This is a genomic window from Pseudomonas sp. GL_090, assembly GCF_057837765.1.
On sequence record NZ_CM174452.1, the window covers coordinates 3,761,311 to 3,781,608 of the forward strand.

The 20,298-nt window shown below is 61.9% G+C and carries 20 protein-coding genes; 13 read left to right on the forward strand and 7 right to left on the reverse strand.

Features of this window, described 5'->3' with window-relative positions; genetic code table 11:
• Positions 1-99: 99 nt before the first annotated feature.
• Entirely contained in the window at positions 100-1,044 is a 945-nt protein-coding gene (locus AC3ITA_RS16780; RefSeq protein ID WP_191628402.1) for an aldo/keto reductase, read from the reverse strand.
• A 129-nt stretch (positions 1,045-1,173) separates the two neighbouring features.
• Between AC3ITA_RS16780 and AC3ITA_RS16785 the strand changes: the two genes are divergently transcribed.
• The 3 genes from AC3ITA_RS16785 (at position 1,174) to AC3ITA_RS16795 (ending at position 3,404) form a co-directional block, all read left to right on the forward strand.
• Entirely contained in the window at positions 1,174-1,962 is a 789-nt protein-coding gene (locus tag AC3ITA_RS16785; RefSeq protein ID WP_095944691.1) for an alpha/beta hydrolase, read from the forward strand.
• A 154-nt stretch (positions 1,963-2,116) separates the two neighbouring features.
• Positions 2,117-2,746, forward strand: coding sequence for a hypothetical protein (locus tag AC3ITA_RS16790; RefSeq protein ID WP_095945733.1), 630 nt, complete (start codon positions 2,117-2,119; stop codon positions 2,744-2,746).
• 19 nt (positions 2,747-2,765) lie between these two features.
• Positions 2,766-3,404, forward strand: a complete 639-nt coding sequence (locus AC3ITA_RS16795; RefSeq protein WP_095945732.1) for a helix-turn-helix transcriptional regulator — start codon at positions 2,766-2,768, stop codon at positions 3,402-3,404.
• A gap of 2 nt (positions 3,405-3,406) precedes the next feature.
• Here the strand turns inward: AC3ITA_RS16795 and AC3ITA_RS16800 are convergent, their stop codons facing one another.
• Positions 3,407-4,294, reverse strand: a complete 888-nt coding sequence (locus tag AC3ITA_RS16800; protein ID WP_095945731.1) for a LysR family transcriptional regulator — start codon at positions 4,292-4,294, stop codon at positions 3,407-3,409.
• Between the two features lie 91 nt (positions 4,295-4,385).
• Between AC3ITA_RS16800 and AC3ITA_RS16805 the strand changes: the two genes are divergently transcribed.
• The 7 genes from AC3ITA_RS16805 to AC3ITA_RS16835 all read left to right on the forward strand — a co-directional run bounded on the left by AC3ITA_RS16805 (position 4,386) and on the right by AC3ITA_RS16835 (position 12,484).
• The gene (locus AC3ITA_RS16805) at positions 4,386-5,828 is read left to right on the forward strand and encodes an aldehyde dehydrogenase family protein (RefSeq protein ID WP_489277934.1); all 1,443 of its coding nucleotides are present in this window, start codon (positions 4,386-4,388) and stop codon (positions 5,826-5,828) included.
• Between the two features lie 13 nt (positions 5,829-5,841).
• Positions 5,842-6,828 carry a dipeptidase gene (locus AC3ITA_RS16810; RefSeq protein WP_150673297.1) on the forward strand — a complete coding sequence of 329 codons (987 nt, stop codon included), beginning with the start codon at positions 5,842-5,844 and terminating at the stop codon, positions 6,826-6,828.
• 106 nt (positions 6,829-6,934) lie between these two features.
• Positions 6,935-8,488, forward strand: coding sequence for a BCCT family transporter (locus AC3ITA_RS16815; protein ID WP_095945728.1), 1,554 nt, complete (start codon positions 6,935-6,937; stop codon positions 8,486-8,488).
• Positions 8,489-8,511: 23 nt separating this feature from the next.
• Positions 8,512-10,227: a hypothetical protein gene (locus AC3ITA_RS16820; RefSeq protein ID WP_489277936.1), complete on the forward strand. Its 1,716-nt coding sequence runs from the start codon at positions 8,512-8,514 to the stop codon at positions 10,225-10,227.
• A 1-nt stretch (position 10,228) separates the two neighbouring features.
• The gene (locus tag AC3ITA_RS16825; RefSeq protein WP_489277938.1) at positions 10,229-10,951 is read left to right on the forward strand and encodes a DUF3726 domain-containing protein; all 723 of its coding nucleotides are present in this window, start codon (positions 10,229-10,231) and stop codon (positions 10,949-10,951) included.
• A gap of 29 nt (positions 10,952-10,980) precedes the next feature.
• Positions 10,981-11,355 carry a RidA family protein gene (locus AC3ITA_RS16830; protein ID WP_095945725.1) on the forward strand — a complete coding sequence of 125 codons (375 nt, stop codon included), beginning with the start codon at positions 10,981-10,983 and terminating at the stop codon, positions 11,353-11,355.
• Positions 11,356-11,623: 268 nt separating this feature from the next.
• Positions 11,624-12,484: a CAP domain-containing protein gene (locus AC3ITA_RS16835; protein ID WP_489277941.1), complete on the forward strand. Its 861-nt coding sequence runs from the start codon at positions 11,624-11,626 to the stop codon at positions 12,482-12,484.
• Positions 12,485-13,157: 673 nt separating this feature from the next.
• On the opposite strand, the gene AC3ITA_RS16840 is transcribed toward AC3ITA_RS16835, so the two are convergent.
• Both AC3ITA_RS16840 and AC3ITA_RS16845 read right to left on the reverse strand, forming a co-directional pair.
• Entirely contained in the window at positions 13,158-13,790 is a 633-nt protein-coding gene (locus AC3ITA_RS16840; RefSeq protein WP_150673302.1) for a Vgb family protein, read from the reverse strand.
• Between the two features lie 36 nt (positions 13,791-13,826).
• Positions 13,827-15,047 (reverse strand): helix-turn-helix domain-containing protein, encoded by a 1,221-nt coding sequence (locus tag AC3ITA_RS16845; RefSeq protein ID WP_489277942.1) that lies wholly within the window; start codon positions 15,045-15,047, stop codon positions 13,827-13,829.
• Between the two features lie 84 nt (positions 15,048-15,131).
• On the opposite strand from AC3ITA_RS16845, the gene AC3ITA_RS16850 reads away from it, so the two are divergent.
• Positions 15,132-15,890 carry a DUF899 domain-containing protein gene (locus AC3ITA_RS16850; RefSeq protein WP_489277944.1) on the forward strand — a complete coding sequence of 253 codons (759 nt, stop codon included), beginning with the start codon at positions 15,132-15,134 and terminating at the stop codon, positions 15,888-15,890.
• Positions 15,891-16,117: 227 nt separating this feature from the next.
• Here the strand turns inward: AC3ITA_RS16850 and AC3ITA_RS16855 are convergent, their stop codons facing one another.
• Positions 16,118-17,200 (reverse strand): sterol desaturase family protein, encoded by a 1,083-nt coding sequence (locus tag AC3ITA_RS16855; protein WP_489277945.1) that lies wholly within the window; start codon positions 17,198-17,200, stop codon positions 16,118-16,120.
• 77 nt (positions 17,201-17,277) lie between these two features.
• Entirely contained in the window at positions 17,278-17,940 is a 663-nt protein-coding gene (locus AC3ITA_RS16860) for a hypothetical protein (protein WP_489277947.1), read from the reverse strand.
• 151 nt (positions 17,941-18,091) lie between these two features.
• Here AC3ITA_RS16860 and AC3ITA_RS16865 point away from each other — a divergent pair, with 151 nt between their 5' ends.
• Together AC3ITA_RS16865 and AC3ITA_RS16870 are read left to right on the forward strand one after the other, a co-directional pair.
• A complete protein-coding gene (locus AC3ITA_RS16865; protein WP_095946352.1) occupies positions 18,092-18,463 on the forward strand; it encodes a DUF3302 domain-containing protein in 372 nt (123 codons plus the stop codon).
• 3 nt (positions 18,464-18,466) lie between these two features.
• Positions 18,467-19,426, forward strand: coding sequence for an HlyD family secretion protein (locus AC3ITA_RS16870; RefSeq protein ID WP_095946353.1), 960 nt, complete (start codon positions 18,467-18,469; stop codon positions 19,424-19,426).
• Here the strand turns inward: AC3ITA_RS16870 and AC3ITA_RS16875 are convergent.
• Positions 19,423-20,289, reverse strand: coding sequence for an NTP transferase domain-containing protein (locus tag AC3ITA_RS16875; protein WP_489277950.1), 867 nt, complete (start codon positions 20,287-20,289; stop codon positions 19,423-19,425). The genes AC3ITA_RS16870 and AC3ITA_RS16875 overlap by 4 nt on opposite strands.
• Positions 20,290-20,298 lie beyond the last annotated feature (9 nt).

Consider the following 20,298-nt stretch of genomic DNA (forward strand, 5'->3'; position numbering starts at 1 on the left):
CAGGGACGCCGCCAAGGCTGTGAATGCACTTCCGGCGGCATGGACGCGAAACAGTATAGGAGAGGTTCGACGACTCGCCGCAACGCTTGGAACAAGTCGCTAACCCACCAGCGCAATCAGTTGCTGACGCTGGGCATCGGTCAGCATCGGGCCGAATCCGGCGCGGGCGTTTTCCGCCATGTAGCGCGGGTTGCCGGTGCCGGGAATCACGCAGGTCACCGCCGAATGCGACAGCAGGAACTTCAGCGCCAGTTGCGGCCAGCTCTTGACCCCGACTTGCGCCGCCCAGCCTGGCAGCGGTTTGTCTTTCAATTTGGCCAGCAAGCCGCCACCGCCAAACGGCCGGTTGCAGATCACCGCCACCCCCCGCTCGCGGCACAACGGCAGCAGGCGTTTCTCTGCGCCGCGATCATCCAGGGCGTAGTTGATCTGCAAGAAGTCCAGGGGTTCGGCCTTGAGTACCGCCTCCACTTCTTCATAGGCCGACGCCGTGTAATGGGTGATGCCGATGTAGCGAATGCGCCCTGCTTCTTTCCAGTGGCGCAGGGTCGGCAGGTGCGTCTGCCAGTCCAGCAGGTTGTGGATCTGCATCAGGTCGATCCGGTCGGTCTGCAACAGGGCGAAGGATTGTTCCATTTGCGCGATGCCTTCTTCGCGGCCCCGGGTCCACACCTTGGTGGCCAGGAACGCCGGTGAGCGCGGCTCATGGATCGACAGCAACTCGCCGATGGTCTGTTCGGCGCGACCGTACATCGGCGAGCTGTCGATCATCTTGCCACCCTTGTCGAATAACGCATCCAGCACCGCGGGCAAGTCTTTGTAGGCCAGTTGCGAAGGCTCGACATCGAATCCGCGATAAGTGCCCAACCCTACGATCGGCAAGGACTCATTGCTGGAAGGAATGGCGCGGGTCTGCATGGTCTTGCCTCCTGTTCCCGTCAACGGCTCGGGTTGTGCACCCACCGGACCGAACGTGAAGACCGCCGAAGCACCGGCAGCCAGCGTGAGTACTTCTCTACGGGTGTAACCCTCAGGATGGCTCATAAAACGCTTCTCACCAGTCGCAGGGGGCCGGCCTGTTGCGCCGACAACCCGGATTACCCGCGCCAAGGGTCGATTGACTACACTCAGAAAGCCTTGCGGCACCAGCCACTTTCAAACCCCGAGCCGTCAATGCCGCCCACTAACGTTAGTCGAATGTCACGTACCCTGGTGTTACTCATCGTCATCATCGCTGCGTTGTACCTGGCGCTGTGCGTGGCGCTGTTCGTGTTCCAGCGGGCGCTGATTTATTACCCGCAACCGCGCGCCGTCGGGACCACCGCGACGCTAATCACCCTGCCGGTCACCGACGCGCAGGTACTGGTCTCCATCCGACCGCACGAAGGTCCCAATGCGCTGATTTATTTTGGCGGCAATGCCGAAGACGTCTCGCGCAACCTGCCCGAGTTCACCCAAGCGTTCCCTGACTACGCGCTGTACCTGCTGCATTACCGTGGATATGGCGGCAGTTCCGGCTCGCCCTCCGAAGAGGCCAATGCCCGCGACGCCATCACCTTGTTCGACCTGGTACATGCCAGCCATCCGCATGTGGCGGTGGTCGGTCGCAGTCTGGGTTCCGGGGTGGCCGTGCGCCTGGCCAGCGAACGCCCGGCCGCGCGACTGGTGCTGATCACGCCCTACAACAGCCTCGAAGGGCTCGCTGCCCGTCAGTTCCGCTGGTTTCCGGTGCGCTGGTTGTTGAAGGACAAATACCCGTCCTGGCAGTACGCCGCCCGCATCACGGTGCCGACACTGTTGATCGCAGCCGAGCATGACGAAGTGATTGCGCGTTCGAGTACTGAACGTTTGTACACACACTTCGCCAAAGGCGTGGCGTCACTGCGGGTGATACCGGGGACGGGGCATAACTCGATCGGCGAAAGCCCTGAATACTTAAAGGTGCTGAGGGATGGGTTGTAGCCAGCAAGGTAGAACATACCTGTGGCCTGAGAGCCTCCACGGTTAAGGCTCTGTCGGCGGCCGTTCATCCGAGAGTTTGCCAACACCCAATAAAAACATATTTTTATGCCTATATTGATATTGTCGAACGTTCCCATTCTCAGAGGGTGCCGTCATGAATATCAAAACCCTGGCTTTGCTCCTGCTGGCGTTGTGTGCGCAACCGGTCTGGAGCCAGACGCCTGCCGCCTCACCCGCCACTGCCGACAGCCCCGCGCTGACCACGCGCCTGGCCGAGCGTGACCTTTGGGTCGAACACATTTTCTGGATCAGAAACTACGCGCTGGCCAATCAATCCGCCGACAAAAAACAAGCCAAAGTCGCGGCGGACCAGGTCGTCGACAACGCCACCAAAATCGCCAACAGCATCGCCCCGCTCTACGGTCAACCGGCGGCGGATCAACTGCTCAAGCTGCTTGCCGGTCACTGGGGCGCGGTGAAACACTACAGTGATGCCACTGTGGCCAAGGACGCCAAGGGCAAGCAGGCCGCCGTCACCGAGTTGACCGCCAACGCCAAGGCGATTGCGGCGTTTCTCGCTACGGCGAACCCCAATCTGCCTGAAGCCACGCTGGTCAACATGTTGTCGGCCCATGGCGGTCACCACGTTGCCCAGATCGACGAGTTTGCCGCGCACGATTACGCTGGCGAAGCCCGCACCTGGGCGATGATGCGCACGCACATCCTGGCCCTGGCCGACGCCTTGACCGGTGCGCTGGTCAAGCAATTCCCGGACAAGTTCTGATACCGCGCGAGGGCACACCATGCTGGAAGGACTGGGCCGAACACAGCAGGACCTGCTCAATGCACTGCTGCACCATGGGGGCGGCATGAGCATTGACGAGTTGGCTGAGCACTTGGCAGTCACGCGCACGGCGATCCGCCAACACCTGGCGGCGCTGGAGCGTGACGGCCTGGTGCTGCGCGGCGATACCCGTCCGACGGGCCGTCGTCCGGAGCAGCTGTATCGGCTCACCGACCACGCGCGGGAGCAGTTCCCTCGCCACTATCAGCTACTGGCCAGCGTACTGATTGATGAAGTCGCCACCATCATCGGCCCCGAAGCCCTGGCCTCGCTGATGCGCAGCATGGGCCGCAAGCTGGCTTCGGACCTGGAACAACAGGTCGTGGATGAAGCCAGGATCGTGCAGCACATGACCCAGACGGGCTACGAAGCCGAGGTGTTTTTTCGCTCAGGCGGCACCCCGGAAATCGTCGCCCATAACTGCGTGTTCCATCGCCTGGCCGCCGAGCACCCGGTGGTCTGCGAACTGGACCTGGCCTTGATCGGCGCGTTGGGCGGCGGTGAAGTCGAGCACAGCGAGTGCATGGTGCGTGGCGGGCATGTCTGTCGCTTCAGGCTGCGACCGACAGAAGCCCCTGAACCACCACTCGAACACTGACCTTACAGATCGACCATCTGCATGTTCGCTTTGAGAAAGCCCATCAACTCGGCTGCCGCTGGCGACAGGCTGTGCCCCTTGCGGCACAGAATGCCGATCTGGCGTTCCAGTCGCGGCTCTGAAAGCGGCAGGAACGTCAGTTTCTCATTGCCCTGTGGGAACGCCAGGGACGGCAGCGTCGTGATGCCAATGCCCTCTTCAAGCATCGCGATCAGCGAAATCATGTTGGAGACGAACAGCAGACTGCTGTCCAGCAACCCCGCCGCTTCCGTGCCTGCAAGCAAGCGCGAGGTGCCATTGCGCACCAGCGGCCAGGCTTGCAGGCTCGACCAATGCAATGCCTCGCCTTTGGCCACCAACGGATGATCGTGGCGGCAGACCACCCCCACCCGATCACTCAGAATCGGCACGAACTCAATGTTTTCGTCCGCCGCCCACACGCTGCTGATCGCAAAATCCACCTGCCCCTGGACCAACAGCTGCTGCACGCTGTCGGCATTGCCGTCCTGCATGCTGATGTGCATTTTCGGGTGCTCGCTGACAAACCGTGCGAGCAGATGCGGCAACAACCGACTGGCCACCGACGGCACCGTAGCGATGCTCACCTGACCGATTTCATGCCTTGCCAGCAAACTGACTTCGCGGGCGATGCGGTCGTGATGCGCCAGCAAATCCTGGAACAGCGGCAAACAGTGCTCGCCGAATGGCGTCAGTTCGGTTTTGCCGCCCTTTTCGAACAATGGCTGGCCGAGCTTCTGCTCCAGCTCGCGCACAGCCAGGGACAGCGCCGGTTGCGTGCGATAGGCCTGCCTTGCCGCGCCGTGGAAGCTTTTCAGCTGGGCAACCAGGACGAAATAGCGCAGCTGGGTAATCTTGAGCTCGGGAAGCACGGTAAGTTTTCCTTATCATTTCATATTTATTATTAATTTTTATTTGCAGATTAATACTCTCAAGATGGGACCAACGCAATCGGAGGTTCCCATGGCACTGCAACCCTACAAAAACTACATCGGCGGCAACTGGTGCGAAGGCCAGGGCGTCATCGCCAACCACAGCCCTTCGGATGTTCAAGACCTCATTGGCCATTACCACCAGGCCAGCGCCGAACAGACACTGGATGCCATCGCCGCCGCCCGCGACGCCCAGCCGCAATGGGCGACCAGTGGCCTGGAACAGCGCCAGCACGTATTGATGGCCATCGGCAACGAGTTGATGGCGCGCAAGGAAGAACTCGGCGAACTGCTCTCCCGGGAAGAAGGCAAGCCGCTGGCTGAGGGCGTCGGCGAAGTCAATCGCTGCGCGCAGTTCTTCCACTACTACGCGGCTGAAGTGCTGCGTCAGATGGGCGAGACAGCCGCCTCGGTACGCCCTGGCATCGAGATCGAAGTCCAGCGTGAACCAATCGGCGTGATCGGCATCATCACGCCGTGGAATTTCCCCATGGCCACCGCCGCGTGGAAGATTGCCCCGGCCCTGGCCTTCGGCAACGCCGTGGTGTTCAAACCGGCAAACCTGGTACCGGCCAGCGCCTGGGCCCTGACTGAAATCATCAGCCGTCAGGCCTTGCCCGCCGGTACCTTCAATCTGGTCATGGGCAGCGGCGCTGTGGTCGGCGAAAGCCTGATCCAGTCCGCCGACATCGATGCGTTGACCTTCACCGGTTCCCTGCAGACCGGTCGCCGCGTCGCGGTCGCCACCGCCAGTAATCTGGTGCGTTGCCAACTGGAAATGGGCAGCAAGAACGCCTTGGTGGTGCTCGATGACGCCGACCTCGACATCGCCGTGGAATGCGCGTTGAACGGCGCCTTCTTCGGTACCGGGCAAAAGTGTACGGCCTCGTCGCGATTGATCGTCTGCGACGGCATCCATGACCGCTTCGTCGAGGCGTTGGTGGCACGCATGCGTCAACTGAGGGTCGGCCATGCCCTCGGAGATGGGGTGCAGATCGGTCCGGTGGCTGAAGCCCGGCAACTGGAACAGAACCTTCATTACCTGCAACTGGCAGAAGGCGAAGGCGCAACCCTGGTCGAGGGTGGCCAATTACTGAACCTGGAGCCGGCCGGGTACTACCTGCGACCCGCCCTGTTCACCAACACCCACAACACCATGCGCATCAATCGCGAAGAGGTTTTCGGGCCGATTGCCTGTGTGATCCGGGTCAGCGATTACGAAGAAGCCCTCGCCGTGTTGAACGACACCGAATACGGCCTCACCGCCGGGATCATCACCCAATCGCTGCGTTATGCCAGCGACTTCAAGCGCCGTGCCCGCACCGGTTGCGTCATGGTCAACCTGCCCACCGCCGGCACCGATTACCACGTGCCGTTCGGCGGCCGCAAAGCCTCCAGCTTCGGGCCGCGCGAGCAAGGGCAATACGCCCGCGAGTTCTACACCGTGGTCAAGACCACCTACGTGCGTCCTTGAACAGGAGATCGCCATGCACGATTTATTGATGATCGACGGCCTGCAATATTCCCACTGGAACGAAGAGATCTTTCGCCAGATGCAGGCCGGTGGCCTGAGCGCGGTGCACGCCACCATCGCCTATCACGAGAACGCCCGGGAAACCCTGTCGCGCATCGGCGAATGGAACCGCCGCTTCGAAACCTGGCCCGAGCTGATTCGTCCGGTGCGCGAGGCTTCGGACATTCGTCTGGCGCATCAGGAGGGTCGCGTCGGGATTTTCTTCGGCTTCCAGAACTGCTCGCCGATTGAAGACGACATCAGCCTGGTGGAGGTTTTCCGCCAGCTCGGCGTGCTGATCATGCAGCTCACCTACAACAACCAGAGCCTGCTGGCCAGCGGTTGCTACGAGACCGAAGACAATGGCATCAGCCGTTTCGGCCGCCAGGTGATCCGCGAGATGAACCGCGTCGGCATGCTGATCGACATGTCCCACAGCGCCGAGCGCAGCACCCTGGAAGCCATCGAGTTGTCGAGCCGGCCGGTGATCGTCTCCCACGCCAACCCATCGAGTTTCCATGCGGCCAAACGCAACAAGTCCAACGCGGTGTTGCGCGGCATCGCCGAGTCCGGCGGCCTGCTGGGTTTCAGCACTTACCCGTTCCACCTCAAGGGTGGGTCGGGCTGCACCCTGGAATCGTTCTGCGACATGGTTGCCAGCACGGCGGAGCTGATGGGCGTCGAACACATCGGCATCGGCACTGACCTGTGCCAGCAACAACCCCTGCAAGTGCTCGAATGGATGCGCAACGGGCGCTGGAGCAAAGACAAGGATTACGGCGAAGGATCAAAGGACAACGCCAACTGGCCGACACCGCTGCAATGGTTCCGCGACAGCCGGGATTTCCCGATCATCGCCCAGGGCCTGCGCGACCGTGGCTTCGCCGAGGACGAGGTACGCAACATCATGGGACTCAACTGGTTGCGCCTGCTGGAAAACGCTACGACGGCGCAAGACTGACTCTTGATCGACACCGTGAGGACAGCATGAAAAATAACAACAATAGCCTCCCGTTCATCTCCCCGACCGGCGATGCACAGCCCCAGGCGCGTATTTTGGAGGCATCATGAAAACATCCGACTCCCTGCAAGCCGACGTCCAGCCACTGGACCTTGCACCGCCGAAAAAAGACATCGACTGGCCGCTGTTTTTAATCAGTGGCGGCTTCCTCGGCGCCTTCCTGATCGCGGCACTGATCGACATCGATGGCGTATCGCTGTTGGTGAACACGCTGTTCGCCTGGTCGACGAAGTTCTTCGGGTTGTACTGGCAGATCCTGATGCTGGCGACCTTTGCCATGAGCCTGATCATCTGCTTCAGCAAGTGCGGACGCGTCAGGCTGGGCGGCGTCGACCAGAGGCCCGATTCCAGCACCTTCAACTGGATCGCCGTGATCATGTGCGCCCTGCTCGCCGGGGGCGGCGCATTCTGGGCGGCAGCGGAACCGATGATGCACTTCGCCAGCCCACCACCGTTGTTCGCGGGGGTGCAGCCTCACACCGAAGCCGCCGCACACGCTGCGCTCGCGCAATCGTTCGTGCACTGGGGCTTCCTGGCCTGGGCAGTGTTGGGCAGTCTGCTGGCCATCGTGCTGATGCATTTGCACTACGACAAAGGCTTGCCACTGGCACCGCGTACCCTGCTCTACCCGTTGTTCGGTGAACGTGCGCTCAAGGGACCGATCGGCACCCTGGCGGACGCCACCTCGATCATCGCCGTCGTCGCCGGCACCATCGGCCCGATCGGTTTCCTCGGCCTGCAAATCAGCAGTGCATTGCATTCGGTCTGGGGCATTCCCAATGACCTGATGGTGCAGTCCATCACCATCGTGCTGGTCACGGTGATGTACACCACGTCCTGCCTGGTCGGGCTCAAGGGCATCCGTTTCGTCAGTGAAATCAACGTCTGGCTGATGATCGGCCTGGCGGTGTTCATGGTGTTGCTGGGGCCCACCGCGTTCATTCTCGGCGGCTTTCCCAGCGCGTTCGCCTTGCATCTGGAGCAGTTCATTCCGATGACCCTGTTCCGCGCCGACCCGAAATGGCTCGACTGGTGGACGGTGTTCTACTGGGGCTGGTTCATTGGCTACGCGCCGATGGTCGCCCTGTATGTGGCGAAGATCTCCCGTGGCCGGACCATCCGCGAAGTGATCATGACCCTGTCGATCATCGCCCCGCTGGTGACCATGTTCTGGTTCACCGTGGTCGGCGGCGCCGGCATCGGCATGGAATTGCAGACGCCAGGCATCGTCACCGCCCACGGCGCGCAGCCCGAAGACCTGCTGCTAGGCGTGACCCAGAACCTGCCCCTGGGCGGACTGATCTCGGCGCTGTTCCTGTTCCTGAGTTTCATTTCCGTGGCCACCAACGGCGATGCGATGGCGTTCACCGTGGCGATGGCGATGTCCCGCAATGACAAGCCGAAACCCTGGCTGCGGGCCTTCTGGGCCATCGGCATGGGCCTGGCCGCCGTGGTGTTGATCACCATTGGTTCGGGCGGGGTCACGGCGCTGCAATCCTTTATCGTAATTACCGCCGTACCGGTTTCACTGCTGATTCTGCCGTCGCTATGGGATGCACTGCGCATCGCCCGGCAGATGGCTCGCGAACAGGCAGTCTGATGATGAACAGCTCAGGAATCGCAATGATGTCGCACACCGACACAAACACCGCTTCGGCCTTGCGGCCCGCCGCTCGGGTCATGGACCTGGAGCGACTGGGCAGCCACTTTCAAAGCCGCTTGAGTTTCGTGCGCAGCAGCATGCGGCGGATGATGAACGAGCAGTGGCGCATCCAGCGCACCTGCTTCGACCTGGATGCCGAGGGCTTCGGTACGGCGATCTACCGCATCGACACCGCCAATGCCCACTATCACTGCGTGATTTTCTCCATGTACCTGCCGCCGGAGAAGCGCAGCGACCGGGTCATCGCCGATCAGTGGGATGTCACTTTTGTCCTGCTCGCCGGCGATGTCGATGAGCAGCAATTGGCTGACCTGCGGCGCAATGTGCCGTTGCAGGAAGCCGGGCGTTTTGATTCGCGAGTGCTGGTGCTGTCGCGGGCCAACCGCAGCCTGCGCAACTTCGAGCGCTTCCTCGAAGCGCTGGCCGAAGGTTGTCAGCCAGACCCGCGGCAACTGGCCGAGGTCGGCTACCTGTATCGCACCACCGCGGTGTACGGCAACGGCAAGTTCGGCATCGCCGACTTCAGTTGCCTGCAAGGCACTGCGGACTTCACGCAACCCTTCAGCGCCCAGATGTTTACCGTGTACCTGCTGCGGCATTTCAGCATCGAGCAGATCGAACACATGGCCCGGGCGCGCAACCCACAGCGGGCGGTGGGCCTGGACCCTGCCCTGCAGCGTTACCTTGGGGTCGGCAATTCCACGGGGCTGGGGATGGCACCGTTCCTGATCAATCACCCGCAACTGGTCAACCAATGGCTGTGGGCCAGGGAAACCGCACTGGCGCAGGTTGTGGTGCAAGCGGCTGACTTGCCTCATGCCCAACGCTTTCAGGCGTTGCTGCTACGGGCCCGTCGGCACTTGCAGCAAACCAGCACCGAGGACCCACGGCAAAGCGCCATCGACCAGCAGACGCTGGCCGACCTCGAACAACTGGCCGAGTGGTTCGCGGGCCAGTCGGTCAACGCGGGTTTGTGGTCGCGCCTGCAAGCCTGGGCCGAGGTGAACGTCGGCGCCGGTTGCCAGGAACTGCTGGTCAGCCTGCTGCTGGAGTTGTACCCCGAACAGGTCGATCCGCTGGCCGAGCAGATGTCGGTCAACGAGGGGTTTCGCCTGAACGCCGAGATGCCATTGGATGAGCTGTGCGATCTCATCGAGACCGAGTACCGCTGGGCGCTCGACTACGACTTGAGCGGCGCCGAGGCCAACCACTTTTTCTGGTATCGCTCGGCGGAAAAGGAAGAACCACGCCTGGGCGAACGGGCCATGGAGCCCGGTGCCGAGAAGGAAATGCAATTGGGGATCGCGCACAACATTCAACGCTGTCATCGCGCCCTGCTTACCTACCGCGAGCAATACCCACGGCAATTGACCGCGCACTTTCTGCTGGCGCAGCCGCAGTTCAAAGGCACGGTCTGCCGCCTGCAAGGCATGGCCCGCTGCGCCTTCGGGGAGATCCGCGCCAACCTGATGGACCGCGGCATGCTGCCGATCCATTTGCTGCGCTGCAAGCTGGCGTTCTTCGGCGCCGGCAAGTTCGACCCCAAGTCCAGCCGCTGGGTGCGCATCACCTTGTTTCAGGGGGCACCTCTGGTCAGCGAGATCGGCCAGCCATTCCCCGACGACTGGAATTTTGCGGTCATGCCTGAACTGACCAACGCTGCCGGAGCACTCTGAAATGCGTGTATCGCTCAATGAAATCCAGGTGATCTGCCGCAAGGCCTTCGAAGGCATCGGTTTTGCGCCCGGTGATTGCGACGACGCCGCCGAGATGATTGCCAGGCTGCAACAGCAAGGCCTCGACGGTATCGGCGCGCTGAAAAAAGCGTTGGACTTCCTTCACGATGAAGTCGATCGCCCCATCGAAACCTGCTACGAAGACGCCACGCAACTGACCCTCGATGCCCATGGCCAGAGCGTGTTGCGCTGCGCCGCCCAGGCCATCGAACTGGGGGTAGGCAAGGCCTTGCGCGGCGGCAGCGCGCTGATCCGCGTCCGCCATTGCCACAACCGCATCCTGCTGCTGGGCTACCTGGCGCGCTGTGCCGGAGAGGGTCTGAATTTTTGTGTGTACTGGCGCGATGCCCGGCAGGAACTGGTGGCCACCTTCGGCACCGGGAACGCCAGCCCGGCCTTGCGAGTGTATGACCTGCCGCAACCGGCGCAGGGCGATGAGCAAAGCATCAACGTGCTGATTTCCAGACACTTCGCGCTGCTGCCACGCCTGAGTGCCGAAGACGCGGCCCCGACGCTTGAATTCAGTCAGCCAGCAGTCGCGGGCGGGCTGCAGGTCAATGATGAAGTCTGGGCCCAGTTGAAAAAACTGGGTGAGCGGGTGCTGGTGGAAAGCACCGAAGAATCCCGTCGCCGTGGCGCCGGTGAAGGCAGCGACGCCCGGTAATCCCCTCAAACCCGCATCAGGAATCATCAATGAAACAGGCAATCAAAACCGACCTCTTTGCCTCGCGCGCGCCATTGGAATGGGCCGTTGTCGGCAACGGCACGCTGTACACCGCGCAAATCCCCATCGACCGCCAGGGCCAGGTGGTGAGCGGCGGCATCGAAGCACAAACCCGGCAGACCCTGGACAACCTGCGCCATACCCTGCAAGCCGCCGGCAGCTCGCTGGACGCAGTCACCCAGGTGCTGATCTACGTCACTGACCGCAGCTACCTGGCAACCGTGAATGCGGTCTACGCCGAGTACTTCCAGGCGCCCTACCCTAACCGCGCCGCCGTGGTCGTGGCGGGCCTGGCCCGGGAAGAAATGCTGGTGGAGCTGGTGGTTTACGCCTGCATGGACTGATCCGGCCCTGTAGGAGCGAGCCTGCTCGCGATGAACTCAAATACAACGCGTTGAATCAGCAAGCACGCGTCATCGTTAACGTCCATCGCGAGCAGGCTCGCTCCTACAGGGGTCCGCGTTGCCCGCCCGTTTCAATACCCTTCGTCGGACATTCGGCTCCGGCAATAAACAGGTTCACGCCCGCCGTGAACCTTGTTTCAAGGCACCAGTCATAGCCCAGCGCTTTTCCCCACTTTCCTCGTTGTCATCTCATCAGAGTTGTCCGTCCATGCGCCAAACTGTCGTTGCCTTGCGCTTTTCTTCGCTGTGCCTGTTTTCCCTGCTCCCCGTTTTTGCAAGCCCCGCCCACGCCGATGGGCAACGGCAACTGGTAGACGCCATCAACGACTATCGCGCCCATCCGCAACGCTGCGACCGGCGGCCGACGCAACGCTTATCCCCCCTGACGCTCAAGTCGAACCTGGCCCTGCCCGTTGGCTATGGCGGTGGGTTGCGGGACCGGTTGAAGGCTTCCGGCTATCAGGCCACCATGGTGCGGTCCATCCGCGTGGTGGGTGCACGGGATGCCGAAGAAGCTTTCGATATGTTCCAGGACGAGCACTGCGCCGCACTGCTCGACAATCAATACGCCGACATCGGCGTCAGCCGTGCCGGGAGTGAGTGGCAAGTGGTGCTGGCGCGCCCGGTGCTCGACGGGCAGACCGGCGATCCACGTAGCGCCGCACAGGCGTTGCTGGCGCAGGTCAACGCCGCCCGGGCCAAGCCGCGCCTGTGCGGTCGCCAGCGTTTCGCCGCCGCACGGCCGCTGTCCTGGAGTGCAGCCTTGGGCTCCGCAGCACAAAGCCACAGCAAGGATATGGCCTACGGCAACTATTTCGCCCACCAGGACCCCGACGGTGACATGCCCTCCGACCGCGCCAGGGCAGCCGGCTACCGTGGCCGGCAGATCGGTGAAAACATCGCCGCCGGGCAAGGTTCACCCAGCAAGGCCATGGCCGGCTGGCTCGCCAGCCCCGGGCACTGCGCCAACCTGATGAACCCGATGTTCACCCAGGTTGGCGCCGCTTACGCCGCCAACGCGCGCAGCGACAACGGTGTTTACTGGACGATGCTGTTTGGCGCGCCTTGAGCCGCTGACCGAACTCACTTTGCGGGCATTAAAAAGCCCGCTCTGAGCGGGCTTTGTGGGTGGATGTAACAAGTAGGTGGCCGGTGCTGGTCTCCGGCTTACAAGGTTTATCAGGCCTCCCACAAAAGAGTCGTGAAACTGTAATGGAACTCTTCTGCTTCACACGGCATAAGGGCTGGATCCCAGCGCGGGGATCTTTCTAACCGTGTACCCTTCGGAACGCGCCCCACGTCTCCTTGCTATCCTTTTGCGCATCAGTCTGCGTCTTCACCTACAGGGTTGAGGATAGCAAAACAGGAGCGATTGCCAACCGGGCTTTTAGACCGATTTTGACCAGCAGAAAACATGGCAGGACGGAAAAATGCTATCGGTGTGCAGATGACTGTATATGGATGAATTTCGCCAAGGCAGTTGCCTTTGTGAGAGCGAGCCTGCTCGCGATGAGGCCAACACATTCAACATTGATATCGACTGAACCACCGCCATCGCGAGCAAGCTCGCTCCCACAGTGATTTCGGCTGCTCGCAGCTTTTGCGTACACCCACCAACCCTGTGGGAGCGAGCCTGCTCGCGATAGCGTCAAATCAGTCAACATCAATGTTGCCTGACACTCTGCATTCGCGAGCAAGCTCGCTCCCACAAAGGTTGTACCTGGTGACCTGGCAGCAGCGCCTCACGAAGGCCGGCGCACCACCCTCACCTTGCCGCTATCGCCGCCACCGCAGAACAACCGTTCGCCGCCATCGGACTCCAGTCCCGACACGCCGACGCCTTCCGGCATCTTGAGGCTCTGCAGTACTTCACCGGTTTGCGAGTCGATGCGCCGCAGTTCACTCTCATCGCCCTCCCAGGTACCATGCCACAGCGCGCCATCCACCCAGGTCACGCCGGTGACGAAACGGTTGGATTCGATGGTACGCAGGATTTTGCCGGTCTCGGGGTCGATCTGGTGAATCTTGCGCTCACGGTACTGCCCCACCCACAACGTCCCTTCGGCCCAGGTCAGCCCCGAGTCGGTGCCGGCGCCGGGGGCAGGAATGGTCGAGAGGATACGACCGGTGCGGGGGTCGATCTTGTGGATGCGGTCTTCGGCGATCTGGAACAGGTGCTCCCCGTCAAACGCGGTGCCGGCATGAGCAGCGACATCGATCGAGCCCAGCACCTTGCCGCTTTCCAGGTCCAGGGCGTTGATTTTACTGTTGCACGCGAACCAGACCTTTTCGCCGTCCCAAGTGACGCCGCACACGTGGTCGACATCGGCAAACGGGCCATACTCACGAATGATTTCAGCAGTTGCGTGTTTCATCCTGGCATTCCTCATTGGGGGTTGGTGGCGTTCATCCTAGCCACCGGGCAGCGGCGCCGGGAGTAACAAGGTCGTCGCGAATCCCGGCACGGGCGGCGTCATCCAGCGCCGTGCGCGACCACGGCCAAACCACTGCACCTTGCCCTGCTCCGCCAGTGTATCGAGCGCCCGTTGCACGGTGCGCTGGCTGGTACCCAAAGCCAGTGCCAGGGCGGAACTCGACCACGACTCGCCATCAGCGAGGCAGGCCAATACCGCAGTAAATTTTTCCTCGACCGGTTGCGCCAACGCCACCACCTCCGTACACACCGACGATTGCAGGGCATAACCGCGGGCTGTCGCGATGACGTCGGCCAACGGCTTGAGCGCCTTACGCAGCCTGCCGATTTCCACACGAAGCCGGGCGCGATGGGATTCATCCGAGAGCCTCAGACGGAACGCCCGGGCGATCAGCGTTTCCCGCGCAACGTCGGCGGGCCACGCCTCGGCCAACGCACGGGCGAGCACGAACAGGATAGGCCGCGTCACGAGCGGCACCGACATGCCACAGCCATGCACAACGTACCGGCAGGCATCCACCACCAGGGACGTTGAACAGAACAACGCTTCAACGTCATCGAGCAACAGTGGCCGTACTTCACCTTGGGCAATCAGGCGTGCCGCAGGGGCATCCAGCAGATACGCCGCGTGTTGGACCTCAGCGATCAGCGCGGCAATCCCCGTTTGACTGGCTGCCTGCCCGGCCCTGTTCAACGCCTCCCGGGCTTCGTGCGATTGCAGGCGACGAATGGCAATCCCCGCCAGCACCAATTCATGGGTTGCCCGCAAGGCCGGCGGCAACGGGTCGGGGTCGAGTTCGGCCAATAACCGCTGTGCCTCGTCGAGATGCCCGATCAACAGCAAACGGCGGATTTGCAGATAGCGCGCATGGGCGGCATTGACCCGGTCACCGTGGTGCTCAAGGGTGACCCGCGCCGTTTCGAGCGCTTTGACCGGCCACCCGAGTTCCCGCGAAGCCAGGGCGATTTCGGCCTCGGCCACCACACAGCGCGCCCGGGCCAGCACTTCCCTGGGCGCAAAGGCCCGTTGCGCACGCTTGACCAGCGCCCTGGCCCGCACCAGATCGCCCAGTTGCGCCATGGCGATACCGCGCAGGGCAAGCGCCGGCGCATCGTCGCGCAAGGCCACGCGGTCCAGTGCACCCAGCGGATTGCCCGCCGCCAGCGCCTGTGCGGCGGCCGCGATCATCGAGTCCATGGAATTCCCGCCACGCTTGTCACTCCCATCATTTGACACCCGGGTTTAGTCTAAATCACGACCTTTCACCAGGAGCGCAGAACGATGAACACGCACAAAACCGCGACCCGGGACCAATGGCTGGCGGCACGCCTGCAACTGCTCGAAGCGGAAAAGGCCCTGACCCGACGCAGTGATGAAGTGGCCAGACAACGCCAGGCATTGCCTTGGGTTCGCCTCGACAAGGGGTACCGTTTCGATACCGACAACGGCAGCGCCACCCTGGCCGAGCTCTTTCAAGGGCGCTCGCAGCTGCTGGTCTACCACTTCATGTTCGGCCCCGACTACACGGCCGGCTGCCCTTCCTGCTCGGCCATCGCCGATGGCTTCGACCCCCTCGTCGTCCACCTGGCGAACCACGACGTGACCCTGATGGCGATATCCCGCGCGCCGTTGGCGAAACTGCAGGCCTACAAGCGCCGAATGGGCTGGACCTTTCCCTGGGCCTCGGCTGCCGACAGCGACTTCACCGCTGACTTCAACGTCTACTTCACCGAAGCCCAACAGCGCGAAGGCCTGGTCGAGTACAACTACCAGCGCGGCGGGCACGCCATGGATGCCAGTGAAATACCGGAACCGGTGAAACAGTTCGCCGCGACCTGTGGCACCGATGCGCCGACCTATACCCGCGACAGGCCAGGACTGAGTACGTTTGTGCTGGAAGACGGCGAGATCTATCACACCTATTCCACCTACGCCCGGGGCCTGGACGGATTGTGGGGCATGTACCAATGGCTCGACCGCGCGCCCAAGGGCCGCAATGAAACGGGGCCCTGGTGGCGGCGGCATGATGAGTACCGGTAAGCGCGGAGGCGGGGTCGACACTCTATGGGTACGGAGCTGGCACGCCAGGCAATCAGAGTGATCTGCGGTGTGTAATCACGCCGGCGGAATCGTCGCCAGCATGCCGATCAGGATGGTCAACAGCAGAAAACCGCCGAGAAAAATCGTCATCTTGGCCATGGGGCCTCCCACACTATGAATTGGCGGTACAGGGGCCGCGTGCGCTGCCCCGACGGCGTACCGAAGACTTATTGTGGGCTGGCGGCTGTATCCGTTACAGAGGCAGATTGCGCTGAAAAATACGGATCAGATCCGCTTTGAGGCTGTGCTTTCGGGCGTTTTGCAGAGATGAGTTTGCGCGCGATATCCACGAAAGGCGTGACGATCAATCCCCGTAGCGTCAGGTAACGCTCGTGATCGTTCTCACCAGTGCCGAAGTGAATGGCCTCGGGTGTGGACCGGGTGACGTAGAGCGTGCCGAACATCCAGTCCCACAGTGACAGATTGATGCCGAAGTTCTTGTTGAAGTGTCGCGGTGCATCGCTGTGATGAATCTGGTGTTGCGCCGGGCTGCTCAGCACCCGCTCCAGCACCGGCCCGAAGGAACACCAGACGTGGCTGTGGCGCAGGTTGGCCGCCAGGCTATTGAAGATGAACACCATGTAGGTCACGCCAAACAAGGTGTAGCGACTGATCTCGCCCCCGCAGGCGTACCAGAAGACACCGGCAAAGGCGCCGACGCAGATGATGTCCGTGAGCTTTTCGACCACCTCTTCCAGAAAGTGCACGCGGCTGGCCGTCGCCGGCACCAGCACCGGCGCCGAATGATGGACTTTGTGGAAGGCCCACAGATAGCGCGAATGGAAAGCACGATGGCCCCAATAATGACTGAAGTCCTTGACCAGAAATACGCCCAGCCCATAGAGCAGGGTCAGCGCCAGGTGCTCCTCCACTTGCGTACGCGCGCCCCACAGCTGGGTGAAGAACGCGATGTAGTCCGCTGAGCGCAAGACGTACGGATCCACCAGACCGACGATGGGCAACACCAGGGCAACCTTGAGGATGGCGAGTACAAAGTAGTAGCGGTAGTCGAGCAACGCCGAGCGATGCAGGTACACCCGGCGGCCGCCGATGAACTGCCCGAATGAACGCGCGTCGGTCAAACCCCGGGATTTTCGGTGGCGGAACAGGCAATAGGCGACGCCGTAAGACATGCAGAGAAAGGATAGACCGAGTCGCCCGTTGACATCGAAAATGCCAAGGAACTGCCGGGTGACCGGCTCGATCACCCACTGGGAAAAATAAAGATGGATTGCGGCGAGAACATCCATACCGGGCTGCCCGACGTAAATGGAAGGGCAATAGTAAATGAGAATGAGTCTTTAGTGTGTTGAATTATGTCCGTCTGTCAGCCGCCCAGCGCAATGATTGCAAAGATCAGCACACCCCCCGTGGCGGCCATGATCACCCCACCCTGCCATTGCGTGGCGCCAGCGTATCTGGCGAGCATCCAGCCTGCGATGAACAGCACCACGAGCCCTATCAGGTTGGACAGGCGAATGGCGAGTGCCGTCTGATCGAGCAGTATGAACGGCACCACCAGCGGAAATGTCGAGCCCACGACCAACAGGAAAACTCCGAGGGCGCCCCTGAAGTCGCTCCAGCCGAGACCGGCCCTGATCGGCAAGGAGGGCTGATCGAGCAGCCGACGGCGCAACAACTCCAGCCCCTCGCTGCCGGCCGCCGTCGCCAATTGCAACGGCAACACCTGCGCAACGAGCGCCTGGCCGGCCGTGGCGTCCGCGCCGTTGCGCAAGGCCATGTACAGCTTGATCCTGCGCGTGCGCTCGACCAGTGCGCGCAACAGGTACATGACCGCATCGGCCAGTCCCCAGGCGAGATTGCAGCCGAGCGCGGTAATCATCATCGTGCGTTCGGCTGCCTGGTCCGCGGTGGCCACGCTGATGGTGCCGGTGAACGTCATGGCCATCAGCAGGCCGAAGATCACTTCGGTAATGCGCTCGACAGGGTCCAGTACAGGCGCCCTCTCGAATTGTCCATTGGTTGGCATGAATTCACCTCGTCGGGGAGTGCTTGCACGTCATCGGTCGACGCTTCGGCCAGGCACCGGCTGCCCAGGCTGGAGATCCGCATCCCCGTCAAGTGTAGATTGAACGACTACACTCAGGCGCACACGTTATCTGCTTCAAGAGGAGTGGTTCATGCTTGATTACTTCGCCCTGGGCCTGCTGGTCTTTGTCGGGCTTGTTCTGTTCTACGGGATCATTCTGCTCCACGACATCCCCTATGAAATCGCCGTCCACCGCAACCACCCTCACCAGGATGCGATCCACGCCACCGGCTGGGTCAGCCTGTTCACCCTGCACGCGCTGTGGCCGTTCCTGTGGATCTGGGCCATGGCCTATCGAGAGGACCGGGGCTGGGGTTTCAGTGACGGACATTCAGCAAAAAGTCATGTGGTTCACCTCGAACAGCAGGTCGCCGAGCTGCAAGGCCGGATCGAGCGCCTGGAGGCAGCGACGGGCACGCCCCAGAACCGGGTGCCAACGGACAATCTCGGCGAGGGCATTTGAGCCATGGATCTCTTACTCATTCTGACGTATGCCGCTCTGTGCGTAGCCATCTTCAAGATCTTCCGCATCCCCCTGAACAAATGGACGGTGCCCACGGCGGTGCTGGGTGGGATCGTGATTATCGGCGCGCTGATTTTCACGATGAACTACAACCACCCCTACTCCGAGGTGGCGCGTTCCTATTTCGTATCGGTTCCGGTGATACCGGTGGTCAGCGGCCAGGTGATCGACGTGCCGGTAAAGACCAACCAGCCCCTGGAAAAAGGCGATGTGCTGTTTCGCATCGACCCCGCGCCGTTCGAATACCGGCTCAAATCCCTCAAGGCACAGCTGATTGCCGCCCAGGCCGATCGCGCGCGGATCACCGAGCTGATCAAGCGTAATTTCAGTACCCAACGGGAACTGGACATGGTGGTCGCGCGCAGTGATGACCTGAAGGCACAACTGGACAGCGCGCAGTACGAACTCGACAACACCACGGTCCGTGCGCCGAGCAAAGGCTTCGTCACCCATGTTTCGCTGCGTCCGGGCATGATGGCGACCAAGTTGCCGCTGCGCCCTTCGATGGTCTTCATTCCCGCTGAAGGGCACTACTTCTCCGCGTGGATGCGTCAGAACAGCCTGTTGCGCCTGACAGAAGGCGACGAGGCCGAAGTCGCTTTCGACGGCATTCCAGGCAAGGTTTTCGAAGGCAAGGTCAAGACCGTCGTTTCGGTGATCGCCGAAGGCCAGATCCAACCGTCGGGCACGCTGATCAGCTTCACCGGCTCACCACCGGCCGGCCGGGTTCCGGTGATCATTGAAATCACCGACCCCGACTATGCCCAGTACGCCAGCCAGATGCCCGGCGGCGCCTACGGTCAAGCGGCGTTGTACAGCCAGCATTTCCATCACATCGCGATGATGCGCAAAATCCTTCTGCGCATGGCCGCCTGGATGAACTACATCTTCCCGTTCCACTAACCGGGTAGCGATGGCAACTGACTCAATCCTTGAATTGGGTCAGCTGCCGCCGCCACGGCCGGCTCGACGTTCTCTGCGGTCGCCGAGGCAACCCGTTGCATGGAACACGCCTTGATTCTGCGCTGCTGGTACAACTGCTCGGCGACCTGCAATTGCTCGCGGTCATTGACCCCGATCACGTCGAATCCATCCACTTCCACGGCCGTTACCGCAAGCCCCGACTCGTTGGCCACCGCCACCGCATCGGTGAGGTAGTACTCACCCTGGGCGTTGCGGTTGCCGATACGCTCCAGCAGCCACAGGCAGGTGTCGGCACGCAGGCCCATGACGCCGCCATTGCAGAAGTTGATGTCCAGCTCCTGCGGGCTGGCGTCTTTGGCTTCGCGGATGGCCCGCAGACGACCGTCCTTCACCAGCAATCGCCCATAGGGTCCCGGTTGCTGGGTATGGAAACCCGCCACCGCCACCGCTGCGCCGTCAATCAATGCCCTGCGCAAGCGATTCAAGGTCTGAGGGGTGATCAAGGGTGAATCGCCAAACAGCACCAGCACACACCCCTGTTGCGCCTGCAAGGCCGGTCGGGCCGCGAGCACCGCATGGGCCGTGCCCAGTTGTTGGTGCTGGGTGAACACCTGCACCGTCGGTGCCACCTGTTGCAGGTACTCGACCACCTGCCCGCCGCCGGCGCCTACCACTACCGCCCGTTGCTCGATGCCCGCCGCCTCCACCGCCGCCAGCACATGGCCAAGCAGCGGCTGGTTGGCCACCGGGTGCAAGACCTTGGGCAGCGGCGACTGCATGCGCGTGCCCTGCCCGGCCGCGAGAATCACCGCCAGGGTCGGCCATCCCATGTTGTCGCTCATCACAATCCT